At 43.8% G+C, this 11110-nt stretch carries 18 protein-coding genes and 1 pseudogene; 5 read left to right on the top strand and 14 right to left on the bottom strand.

Annotated features, from left to right (window positions below; genetic code table 11):
• Window positions 1-253: 253 nt before the first annotated feature.
• Together BM213_RS12690 and BM213_RS12685 are read right to left on the bottom strand one after the other, a co-directional pair.
• A complete protein-coding gene (locus BM213_RS12690) occupies window positions 254-688 on the bottom strand; it encodes a Na(+)/H(+) antiporter subunit B (protein ID WP_091704725.1) in 435 nt (144 codons plus the stop codon).
• Window positions 685-3069, bottom strand: a complete 2385-nt coding sequence (locus tag BM213_RS12685) for a Na+/H+ antiporter subunit A (protein ID WP_091704722.1) — start codon at window positions 3067-3069, stop codon at window positions 685-687. Before BM213_RS12685 ends, BM213_RS12690 begins: the two co-directional genes overlap by 4 nt.
• Window positions 3070-3184: 115 nt before the next feature.
• Between BM213_RS12685 and BM213_RS14720 the strand changes: the two genes are divergently transcribed.
• Window positions 3185-3352, top strand: coding sequence for a hypothetical protein (locus BM213_RS14720; RefSeq protein ID WP_167357414.1), 168 nt, complete (start codon window positions 3185-3187; stop codon window positions 3350-3352).
• Between the two features lie 15 nt (window positions 3353-3367).
• Here the strand turns inward: BM213_RS14720 and BM213_RS12680 are convergent, their stop codons facing one another.
• The 4 genes from BM213_RS12680 to BM213_RS12665 all read right to left on the bottom strand — a co-directional run bounded on the left by BM213_RS12680 (window position 3368) and on the right by BM213_RS12665 (window position 4380).
• Window positions 3368-3511, bottom strand: coding sequence for a YvrJ family protein (locus tag BM213_RS12680; protein WP_003396709.1), 144 nt, complete (start codon window positions 3509-3511; stop codon window positions 3368-3370).
• 71 nt (window positions 3512-3582) lie between these two features.
• Window positions 3583-3798, bottom strand: a complete 216-nt coding sequence (locus BM213_RS12675; protein ID WP_003396710.1) for a DUF2922 domain-containing protein — start codon at window positions 3796-3798, stop codon at window positions 3583-3585.
• 12 nt (window positions 3799-3810) lie between these two features.
• Window positions 3811-4014, bottom strand: a complete 204-nt coding sequence (locus BM213_RS12670) for a DUF1659 domain-containing protein (RefSeq protein WP_003396714.1) — start codon at window positions 4012-4014, stop codon at window positions 3811-3813.
• 57 nt (window positions 4015-4071) lie between these two features.
• Window positions 4072-4380 (bottom strand): winged helix-turn-helix transcriptional regulator, encoded by a 309-nt coding sequence (locus BM213_RS12665; protein ID WP_003396716.1) that lies wholly within the window; start codon window positions 4378-4380, stop codon window positions 4072-4074.
• 117 nt (window positions 4381-4497) lie between these two features.
• Here BM213_RS12665 and BM213_RS12660 point away from each other — a divergent pair, with 117 nt between their 5' ends.
• A complete protein-coding gene (locus BM213_RS12660; RefSeq protein WP_091704719.1) occupies window positions 4498-5100 on the top strand; it encodes a nitroreductase family protein in 603 nt (200 codons plus the stop codon).
• A 19-nt stretch (window positions 5101-5119) separates the two neighbouring features.
• On the opposite strand, the gene BM213_RS12655 is transcribed toward BM213_RS12660, so the two are convergent.
• Window positions 5120-6376, bottom strand: coding sequence for an ATP-binding protein (locus BM213_RS12655; protein ID WP_091704717.1), 1257 nt, complete (start codon window positions 6374-6376; stop codon window positions 5120-5122).
• Window positions 6377-6397: 21 nt separating this feature from the next.
• Entirely contained in the window at window positions 6398-6640 is a 243-nt protein-coding gene (locus BM213_RS12650) for a YueH family protein (protein WP_091704728.1), read from the bottom strand.
• Between the two features lie 256 nt (window positions 6641-6896).
• On the opposite strand from BM213_RS12650, the gene BM213_RS12645 reads away from it, so the two are divergent.
• Window positions 6897-7385 (top strand): sigma-70 family RNA polymerase sigma factor, encoded by a 489-nt coding sequence (locus BM213_RS12645; protein WP_004891419.1) that lies wholly within the window; start codon window positions 6897-6899, stop codon window positions 7383-7385.
• On the opposite strand, the gene BM213_RS12640 is transcribed toward BM213_RS12645, so the two are convergent.
• Entirely contained in the window at window positions 7351-7545 is a 195-nt protein-coding gene (locus BM213_RS12640; RefSeq protein ID WP_003396728.1) for a hypothetical protein, read from the bottom strand. The genes BM213_RS12645 and BM213_RS12640 overlap by 35 nt on opposite strands.
• A gap of 149 nt (window positions 7546-7694) precedes the next feature.
• On the opposite strand from BM213_RS12640, the gene BM213_RS12635 reads away from it, so the two are divergent.
• Entirely contained in the window at window positions 7695-7949 is a 255-nt protein-coding gene (locus tag BM213_RS12635) for a hypothetical protein (RefSeq protein ID WP_091704714.1), read from the top strand.
• 95 nt (window positions 7950-8044) lie between these two features.
• Window positions 8045-8221, top strand: coding sequence for a YkvS family protein (locus BM213_RS12630; RefSeq protein ID WP_003396733.1), 177 nt, complete (start codon window positions 8045-8047; stop codon window positions 8219-8221).
• A gap of 15 nt (window positions 8222-8236) precedes the next feature.
• Here the strand turns inward: BM213_RS12630 and BM213_RS12625 are convergent, their stop codons facing one another.
• From BM213_RS12625 to BM213_RS12605, 5 genes and pseudogenes are all read right to left on the bottom strand, one after another.
• Window positions 8237-8926, bottom strand: coding sequence for an oxidoreductase (locus BM213_RS12625; protein WP_244149294.1), 690 nt, complete (start codon window positions 8924-8926; stop codon window positions 8237-8239).
• 121 nt (window positions 8927-9047) lie between these two features.
• Window positions 9048-9539, bottom strand: coding sequence for a preQ(1) synthase (gene queF / locus BM213_RS12620; protein ID WP_004891427.1), 492 nt, complete (start codon window positions 9537-9539; stop codon window positions 9048-9050).
• 18 nt (window positions 9540-9557) lie between these two features.
• Entirely contained in the window at window positions 9558-10280 is a 723-nt protein-coding gene (gene queE / locus BM213_RS12615) for a 7-carboxy-7-deazaguanine synthase QueE (RefSeq protein ID WP_091704708.1), read from the bottom strand.
• Window positions 10280-10717, bottom strand: coding sequence for a 6-carboxytetrahydropterin synthase QueD (gene queD / locus BM213_RS12610; protein ID WP_091704706.1), 438 nt, complete (start codon window positions 10715-10717; stop codon window positions 10280-10282). The genes queE and queD overlap by 1 nt, the downstream gene beginning before the upstream one ends.
• Before the next feature lie 52 nt (window positions 10718-10769).
• A pseudogene (locus tag BM213_RS12605) lies at window positions 10770-11110 on the bottom strand (RNA-guided endonuclease IscB); the annotation flags it as partial.

Genomic DNA, 11110 nt, shown 5'->3' with positions numbered 1-11110 from the left:
GGACGTTTGTTTGTGTCTAACACAAAAACCATAGGGTTCTCCCCTTTCCTCTGCATAAAGCAGGTCATATTCTCCTCGACCATGTTATAGATGCTTGTTATGTGCAAGACACTAGCGCTACCCACCACGCTTGTTTAATCTTGCACGACAGAGGAATGGGCTGGAGAAGCACCCGAACGTGTCATGACATCTATAACGTAGGCTCTGTTTCAAGCCTTGGTCTGGTCAACATGGGGCTTACAAGCCCATGACTTTAGTCATTGGGTTGTTGACTCTCCCCTATCGTTTCGATAATAATCATCGTCACGCCAATAACGACAAAGTAAACTCCTAAATCAAACAGCACAGCTGTATGAAGAGAAGTATAATCAAGCAACGGTAAATGAACGTATTCGTACGCATGCGTTAAAAATGGGCGGCCGAGAAACATGCTCATGACTCCTGTTCCAACTGCAAACAATAGTCCGATTGCGACTAGCCATTTATAATTGATCGGAACCATTTTTCGAACCGTTTCAATGTCGAACGCCAAAAGCAACAACACGATCGCACCAGCAGTCATCAATCCCCCAATAAATCCACCGCCCGGATAATAGTGCCCAGCAAAAAACAGTCGGACGGAAAATAAAACGATGATTGGTACGACGACAGCTGTGATTGTTCGCAAAATGACATCATTTCGCCTCATTTTTCATCCTCCTTCGCTAGCCGCAATTTCACCATTGCGTAAATACCTAAAGCAGCAATCGCTAACACACATATTTCAACCAACGTATCAAAGCCACGGAAATCAACTAAAATGACGTTAACCATATTTTTCCCGGCCGCTTTTTCATACGTATTGTCCACATAATATTGTGAAATCGAATCGAAATGCTTTCCTGCGTAAGCTAAAAAGGCAATGACGCTGACCGTCACCCCGACCGCAATGGAAATGAGTGCATGCCCTAAATGAAAGCGTACGCCCTCACGCTTTTTGCTAAACTTCGGCAAGTGATAAAAACAAAGTAAAAAGAGCGCAACGGAAATCGTTTCGATCACAAGCTGCGTCAACGCTAAATCAGGCGCGCGAAACAGAACGAAAAACAGCGCAACCCCATAACCGACTGCCCCTAGTGAAACGATCGCTGTTAAACGCGATTTAGCAACAACTGTTGTCGCTGTTGCAACGACCATGGCAACTGCCAATACGATTTCATACACTCGCACAGACGCCAAATGACTTAAATCGATATGCCATTGTTTTTTCAAACCGACCGTGAACAGAAGCAAAGCAACACTCGACGTAAAAATGTACACTAAATACGTGCGCATCGAGCCGGTCATGATGCGCGACATGAGCGACTGTGATCCCCTTTCCATCCAAATGAACGATTGGTCATAAACGAAATTTAAAGACATGCGTTCGGAGAGGCGATTATATAGTCCGCTCCATTTCGAAAACGTGCGATACAGCAGCATTCCGAGCAATAATACCCCAATCGTCATAAAAAGCTCAGGGGTAAAACCGTGCCAATGAGAAATATATATATCGATTTGTTCGTTTGGTGCAAACAATCCATATAACACCGCATATACGGCCGGAGCTAATACGGAGTCGGACAACACGTTCGGCACAATGCCAATGACTACAACGAGCGACGCTAACACGATCGGTGCAACGAGCATGCCAAGCGGCGCTTCATGCGCTTCTTTTTCTAATAAATGTGGCTTGTACGTTCCAAAAAATGTTCGACTCAATAACAATACGCTGTATAAAAACGTAAAAATGCTCGCTACCCAAGCAACAACGGGTAAAATAACGGCCCATGCTTGTACGTCTTTTGCACGCAACATGGCGGTAAAAAACATTTCTTTACTTAAAAAGCCGTTAAATGGTGGCAAGCCTGCCATCGAAAGCGAGCCGATCAATGCGATTGTAAACGTGATCGGCATGATCGTCATTAATCCGCCAAGCCGTCGAATGTCACGCGTCCCCGTTTCATGATCGACGATGCCGACAACCATAAATAAACTACCTTTAAACGTCGCGTGGTTGAACAGATGGAAAATCGCTGCTAAAACTGCGACCATAAATAAATTTTCTTCCATCCAATCGTAATGAAACGCAAGTCCACCGACGCCTAAAAGCGATGTAATGAGCCCGAGCTGGCTGACAGTTGAGTAAGCTAAAATTGCTTTTAAATCGGTTTGTTTCGATGCTAAAAACGATGCCCAAAATAACGTTACAAGACCGACGAGCGCAACTGTCCAAACCCAAAGAGAAGATACGGCAAAAATAGGTGTCAAGCGCGCAATTAAATAAATGCCTGCTTTCACCATTGTCGCTGAATGCAAATATGCACTAACAGGCGTTGGTGCTTCCATCGCGTCAGGTAACCAAATATAGAATGGAAATTGGGCTGACTTCGTAAAAGCACCAAACAAAATAAGGAAAAGTGCAGGAATAAAGAGGGCATGTTCTGTTAACGAGACTTGCATGAGCTCACGAACGCTATACGTCCCACCTGCGATGGCAAGGGCAACAAATCCCCCGAGCATAAGCAATCCACCAAACATTGTAATAAACATCGATTTTTGCGCCCCGTAGCGCGAACGATCACGTTTATACCAATAAGCGATGAGCAAAAACGACGAAATGGACGTCAACTCCCAAAAGACGTATAACGCAATGAGGTGATCGGATAACACGACCCCAAGCATCGCGCCCATAAATAAAAGCAAGTAGACGTAAAAGTTGCCAAGCTGTTCTTTTTCTTTTTGTAAGTAGTAAATGGAATACAGTACAACGAGCGAACCGATTCCGGTAATCAATAGGGCAAACAACAAACTTAATCCATCGACATATGCGTCGAACGAAATGTCGAGCGACGGAATCCAAGGCATCGTTGCTCGAACAACTTCATATTTGCGCACTTCGTCCATGTAAGACAAAAAATAAATGAATAGCGCGATAGGGAGTGGAAGAACAAACCATCCGACATGAAGCGAACGAACAAATTTGTATAAAAACGGAACAAGTATCGCCAACAAAAATGGCGCCAACATCGTCATATGTAATGTTGACATAAAAAAATCAACCTCCTTCTGACATAGCAATCCTCTTTTTTTTGTACGAGTCATATGTATAAAAAGTTTCATTTTTTTTCACAATAAATGATAAAAGAAAGAAAGGAGTAACGCAATGATTCTTTTCCTTATGTTGACCATTATGATCGATAACTATGAAACAGTGGGGAAAAAAATTGAGCCTTCCATTTACGCGACGGTAAACGAAAGGCATTATGAGCCGTTTCAACCGAGACAATACATTCGTAAAATCGAAAAGCATGAGGAAAAAACAAAAAAATAAAAAGAAAACACCCATTTAGCTAGGTGTTTTCCATTGCTCGCCTAACGTGCGAATCGAGTCGATGACGGCATCTAATTTGCCTTCAATCCGATGTAGCAAATAAAACGTCACCGCGATCGGAAAACCGACATCGGAAAGAAGTGACAAATATGCTTCCATCTTCTCCCCTTCCTTCCTCGTTTTAGCTTATATACAACAAGGTGCCCCAGTTACGGGACACCTTGCACCATTTAGGCAAACGTCCATTGTGTCACAGTTGTGTCAATGAGGCGCGCTCCCTTTTTCGCGATGAGATCGCCTCCGCTCGATGGAAAGACGTTTGCCGCAATGATCACGTCCATCACGTTAGCAATTTCCGTTTGCGTCACATGTTCACGCGGTTCATCAATCGTCAAACGAACGGTCTTTCCTTCCTCATTTACAAACTGCAATTCGAGCGTTTTCACTTCTTATCCCCCCTATTCGCCTAATACGTGCACATCGGTGCGATATACGTGAACGAGCGGAGCGCTTTGCAAAGAGGCAAGCGCTTGAGCGACAGAGACGAGCGAGCTTTCCGTTGCGTTCGGTTTAATGACGTACGTTTTATTTTTATACATCGGCTTGCCCGTTTCCGTCACCCCGACTTCAAACGTTAACCGAAGTTGTGAACGTTGAATCACGCCTCTCCCCTCCTTTCACCTATTACTATCGCAACGACGGCCGCAAAAGGTTAGGGACTACACCCATTTTTCTGCCCACGTTTGGACAGCTTCCATTACGATATGCAAATCTTTCCCTTTTTCTGTTAGTTCATATTCAATGCGGACAGGTTTTTCTGGGTATACGTGGCGAACGACAATTTGTTCTTCTTCCAATTCTTTTAGTCGTTCCGTCAACATTTTTTGACTAATGTCGGGAATGCTTTCTGCTAAATCTTTAAAACGAAGCGGTCCGCGAAATAAGACGTGAATAATAAGTCCGTTCCATCGCTTCCCGAGCAGTTGAAATGCCGCTTCAATTTTCGGACAAACGTGCGAATGTTCCATCGATTCATCACCCTATGCATGAAATTTGACAAACTTATTGTAACTATATTAGCATAAATATTGTTACTGACAAAAAGTAAGTAAAGATATTTTTGTGTGTATAAAAGGAGGATATATATGCTTTCGGTTATTGAACAACGAAAATCGGTTCGTCAATATGACCCAACTGCAACAATTTCAAAAGAACAATTAACGAAGCTTTTACAGGCGGCAGGGAAAGCCCCGTCCGCTTGGAATTTGCAACATTGGCATTTCATCGTCTTCTACGGAAAGGAAGCGCAACAAAAGCTCCTTCCGATCGCCTATAACCAGCGACAAATCGTTGATGCGTCTGCGGTCGTTGCGGTGCTCGGCGACTTACAAGCTCATCAAAAAATAGATGCGGTGTACGATCCGCTCGTCGCAGAAGGAAAGATGACGAAAGACATTAAAGAAACGCTCGCTAAACAAATTGAAAGCGCGTATACGAATGCGCAATATGCCCGTGACGCCGCCTTCACAAACGCATCGTTAGCTGCCATGCAATTGATGCTTGCTGCCAAAGCAGAAGGGTTCGACACATGCGCCATCGGCGGTTTTGACCCACAAGCATTTATGAAAACATTCCATATTCCAGACCGATACGTTCCTGTCATGCTAATTACGATCGGAAAAGCGGCCGCTCCTGCCCATTCGTCGTACCGTTTACCGATTGATGAGCTCACGACATGGATACAATGATGATAAAAATGACCCGTTGTTACGACGGGTCATTTTTATGAAGCGGCAACACGATATGAACCTTTGTTCCTTCGCCGACTTTGCTTTCGATGTGCATCGTTCCTTTATGTTCATGAACGATTTTCATGCTCGTCGTTAAGCCGAGACCCATGCCTTTTTCTTTTAACGTATAAAACGGTTCCCCGATATGTTTCAACCGTTCTTGTTCAATGCCTTTTCCTGTATCTTCGATGATGACATACACGCAGTCAGCTTCATCTTTGGCGGAGATGGTGAGCGTTCCTCCTCTTGGCATCGCTTCTAATGCATTTTTCACGACGTTCACAAACACTTGGATGAGTTCATTTTTATCTCCGTATACGACGGCAGACGTGCGCGGCTCGTATTTTAGTTGCACGTTTTGCAAAATCGCCTCGTACGTAAACAGCTCGATGACATAATCGATAACATCGTTTAAATAAAGTGGTTTATACGCTTTCATTTGCGGCTTAGCGAGCACGAGAAGTTGGGTGACGATTTGATTAACGCGCTCAATTTCGTCTAACATAATTTGCACGAACCGCTCATCTACTTGTTTCGTTTCTTTCATCATTTGTAAAAAGCCTTTAATCGATGTGAGCGGGTTGCGAATTTCGTGGGCGATGCCTGCCGCCAATTCGCCGATAACCGATAGTTTTTCTTTTTTCAATAACAGCTGCTCCGCCACTTTTTGTTGCGTAATGTCGCGCCCGATGACGACAAGTCCTTTTCGTTTCCCATTTTCGTAAAATAGCGGCACTTTAATGACGTCAAACGTTTTCATTTCACCGTTCGGCGTCGGAAACGATTCTTCTGCGCGCGTTACCGTTTTCGCTCGCCACGTTTCTTCATCGGAATGAACGCAATACAATAGCGCTTCGCGAAAATGCGGGGTATATTCCGCGAGCTCGGCATCCGTTTTTCCTTTATAATCGACATGCTCGAGCCCGTATAGCTTCAACCCAAATTCGTTTACTCTTAGCCAGCGTCCTTGTCCATCTTTAAACGATACGAAATCAGGCATCGCATGAATGAGCGTCAACAATTCTTGCTCCCTTTCGCTCATTTGCTTTAACGCGCGATTTTTTTTTAAGGCGATATACATAAATACCGCCGATAGCACGACAAAAAGCGACCCTTTTAAAGTTTGCACGTATGGCGCGATATGTGATGGAATAGGCAACTTGTCTACATACAAGTCAGTCAATATAATCCAAGCGAAACTAACAATTACATAGAGAAAAACGGCGTATTTCATTTGACAACGGAACCTTTCTTTTTACATTTCCCGCATCCATTGCACGAGCTTCGCCGCAAGCGATCGAACATATTGTTCGTCTAACACGCGCCGGAGCGAGTGATGTAAGCGTGATTCAATATTCGCTAAATCGTCATAAGTCACTTGCATAGACCATTCTAAATAAGGAATGGCGACAACGATATATTGTTCCTTTTTATTTTCGTAAATGTATACGTTTTGTTGTGACGATTGTTCATTTATGATCGTTTTTCTTATTTTCATGTCGCTCATACCTTTCCACTTTTTATCATGATAGCACAAAATTTTCCCATTGTTCAAAACATTTTTTTCGTAAACGCTCCATTTCCCTACCGTTTTCCGTCCCATATTCCTTATTTCCTTAAGGAATATGATGCATATGCGAACATGTCAACCGGTTCGTTCGCTCTATTTTCCGATTCGCGCCAAACGAGCCGCTTTGATAAGCTAAACGTACCGCGGAATCATCGAGGGCGCGCTTTCGGGAAAGGAAGCACATATGTCGTTTGAAACGGTCGTCGAGCAATATCGTCCGCTTATTTCTTACATCATTCGCAAGCTGCATATTCGCCGTCACGTCGTCGATGAGTATATGCAAATCGGGCTCATCGCACTTTGGGAAGCGTACGAGCGATACGATGAGACGAAAGGATCGTTTCATTCGTTTGCGTTTAAAATGATTCGTTGGCGCATCATATCACAGTTGCGTAAAGAAACGAAAAACGTCGCCGTTCCGTTATTAGACGAACAAATGTTGAAAGAAGACGTTGATTTTTTTACCGACATCATATGGGAAGACGCGATGCGCGACATGACGCCGCGCGAGCGAATATGGCTCGTTCGCCACGTCATCGAAGGAAAGACGTTGAAACAAATTGCCGATGAAGAAGGCGTTACCGTCCATGCGGTGAAACAATGGCGCATATCCGCTGTAAAAAAGCTGAAGCGATACGTTAACTGCGCGGCTCATCCATGTAGTAATAAATGACATCACCGCCGCGCTGGGCGACGCCGCGAAAATGTTTGAAATCTTCTTGTTGGACGAGCACATGGCGAAACGTTAAAAAATGTTCTTTTTTCACAAGGAGATGTGGAATGTTTCGCGTGCGTAACTGTTCAATATGTTGTTTCGCTTCTTGCTCAGTCACGTTCATCCCTCCCTTTCTTTGTTTTACCGCGCTTCAATGGGAATGTCAATACGATGTGCGAATGCCTAATTTTGTTATATTGACACACGTCTATAAAAAACGCACATACAATGTTGGTGGATTCTAAATGAAAGAAAGGAAGATGAACGATGAATGACTGGAATATGTATGAAGATTTCCGCACGGATCAACAAATGATGCCACAACAAGCGCAGCCGATGCCGCAAATGATGCCGATGCCACAAATGATGCCGCAACAAATGCCTCAAATGATGCCAATGCCACAAATGATGCCAGGCGATTGCGGCTGTGGCACGCCGGTCGGACCGATGTGGCCGCAAATGCCGTTCCCGCAAATGCCGTTCCCGCAAATGATGCCGATGCCGTATTGGCCACAGCGCTAAAACTGTTTTCTAGTTAAAAATGCCCTTTACGAATGAGGAAAAATCATGCAGAATAAAAAAAAGGTTTAAAAATTCAAAAGTAAAGGGGATTTTCAATGAAAAAAGCGCAAATTGGCGATGTCATTGAATTTAAAAATGGGCTGCGGGGAATCGTTGAAAAAGTAAACGAAAATTCTGTGATTGTCGATTTAACGTACATGGAAAACTATAAAGAACTCGACTTGCAAGAACGAACGGTCGTCAATCATAAAAACTACAAAATTGTGGAATAACGAGAAGAGGGCTGCTTATTGTTGACGAGACAGCCCTCTTTTTTGTTCACATTGCCCTTTCATTTCGCTACATTCGTAAATGTGCACCCCTTGTTTTTCCGAAAGCGCCGCGTAATACATCGCTTCTGCCACTTGTTTTGCCGCAATCGGCTTATATTTTTTCCATTTGCCGACAAACGCGAACGAAAAACCGTAACAAAACCACTCCGCTGTTTTTTCGGCGAGGCGAAATTCTTCGCGCGCTCCTGTCAACAAAGACGGACGGAAAATATGAAGTGAACGAATCGTCAAGCGTTGCAACGCTTCTTCCGTTTCCCCTTTGACGCGATTGTAAAAAAACATCGAGTGCGGATCAGCACCGATCGCAGAAACGAATAAAAACGTTTTGACGTGACATTTTTCCGCCAGTTTTGCTGCACGCAACGTATATTCGTAATCGACTTTAATAAATTGTTGTCTCGTTTTTGCTTTTTTCATCGTCGTCCCTAAACAGCTAAATACGTCATCCACGTGGAAATATTCTTCGTATTGTTCCAGTTGATCGAAATGGACGATGACTTGCTGTAATTTTTCATGTGTACAAGCGATAGGCTTTCGCACAAACACCGTCACCCGTTCATAATGCTCTGAACGAAGCAATTGCTCGAGAAGCTCGCCTCCGACCAATCCGGTTGCTCCGATCAAAAGAGCAGTTCTCTGTCTCAAATGAAGACCCCCCAAACGAAAAAAGGTTCATAACAATTTGTCATTATATACCCGTTTACGAAAAAAAACTAGCTATCATTTTTGAATTTTTTAAGGCTGACTTATGCAAGCCAGCCTTTCGTTACCGATTATCTACTTTTTCAGGATATAAATCGTGATTTAACAAACGATATTCTGCCATTTGTTCATATTTCGTTCCCGGGCGCCCCCAGTTGCAGTAAGGGTCGATCGAAATGCCGCCGCGCGGCGTAAATTTGCCCCACACTTCAATATAGCGTGGCTCCATGACGCGAATTAAGTCGTTCATAATAATATTGACGCAATCTTCATGGAAATCACCATGATTGCGGAAGCTAAATAAATATAACTTGAGCGACTTACTTTCAACACATTTTTTATCAGGAATGTAACTAATATAAATTGTGGCAAAATCTGGTTGATTTGTTTTAGGACATAAACTCGTGAACTCCGGACAGTTAAATTTTACAAAGTAGTCGCGATCAGGATGCTTGTTATCGAACACTTCAAGAATGTCTGGGCTGTATTCGAATACATATTTTGTCCCTTGGTTTCCAAGGAGCGTGACTCCTTGTAGTTCTTCATCTTTTCTCATCGCTTTCTCCTCCTTTAGTTATACGCCACGGCGATTGCCCCACAATAACGTATGCAGTTGCGGCAATACACAAACGTCGTTCATATGCTTAGACTGTATGACTTGTTCAACGAGCCATTCAAGCTTTTGTAATAGGTTTAGGCGAAGGGTCACATCGTCTGCTTCATGTATATGATCGTTGCCTACTTGCACGTAAAACGGAACGGACGGATAACGTTGATGCACATACGTCGCATAAGAAAAATCTTGATCGTTAAACACGACGACTTTTAAGCTCACCCGTCCGCGATGCGTAGCTAAACGATCCATAATCATATCAAGCGTCGCAAAGTTTGTTTCCATGTTTGAACTTGGCGGCTTTGGTGAAATCGTTAAATCGTCGATATCGTCAAACGAATCGTGCCATACGCTTCCTTGCGTTTCTAATCCAATGCGTACCCCTTTTTCTTTCAAATGGGTAACGAGCGCCGAAAGCCCTTTAAGCAGCGCAGGATTGCCGCCGGAAATCGTCACGTGGCCGAAACGGTCATCACCGAGTTGCTTTAGCTGTTGCCAAATTTGTTCTGGCGTCAGCCATTCTACTTCATGTTTCGCCGAACCGTCCCACGTAAACGATGAATCGCACCAACGGCAACGGTAGTCGCATCCCGCTGTGCGCACAAACATCGTTTTTTGTCCGATGACCATCCCTTCCCCTTGAATGGTCGGCCCGAATATTTCAATGACCGGGATGCGCTCCATTATTGTTTCCCTGCTTTCGGACGATATACGACGTAGCTTGTTGGGGACTCGCGCACAAACACTTGCACGCACGTCGGACGATTTGGCAACGTGTCTAAGTGGGCTTGAACGATTTCGGCAATTTTCCGCGCCACCACTTCTGTCGTCGGAAAATGTTCCGCCTGCGTGTTGCTAAATACATCGGTATGATCGTTCATTAACGTATGGTCAAAACGATTGTGGATAAGTTTTTTTAACTGTTGAAAGTTAATTAAAAAACCGGAATCATCCAGCTCGTCACCGGCAACGGTAATGTTGATAAAATACGTATGTCCGTGCAAGTTCGCACATTGCCCGGCCGCTTCATGTGGAATAAAGTGCGCCGCCGCGATTTGCATATCTTTATTTAGCTCATAGCGAAACGGATGAATGACTTGCGGATAAATTTGTTGGATCATCGCACATTTGCTCCTTTCTTTTCATCAGTTTTAGGCGAAGAGACCTCGATTTCTAAGCGTTAGCGAAAGTCGGGGAGGAATCGCCCTTCCTCCTTTCAATTAGTAATGTACTAGCATACTCAACTCTTTTTAGTTTTTTCCAGCTTGCTGAAGCATGCACTTTTGTGCCATCTAACAGCCGAAGGTCAAAATAACCGCTGCTTCTTCTGCCAAATATGAAACATTCTTTCCCTTCGTACACCACCTTGTCAAACAGTTGAAACCCTTTGACAAATCGTGGAGCTTTGTTTGATTTTCGTTTTCCACCTTTCAAGATGGTTGCCTTATGCAATTGACGGTTGTTTTTGCGAACGAATTTTAGAAGATAAACCGTGCCACTTGGCTTAGCTAGTG

Source organism: Anoxybacillus pushchinoensis, from assembly GCF_900111795.1.
GTDB lineage: Bacteria > Bacillota > Bacilli > Bacillales > Anoxybacillaceae > Anoxybacillus > Anoxybacillus pushchinoensis.
Note: the sequence above shows the minus strand (reverse complement) of the source record. Positions and strands in the feature narration are given on the sequence as shown.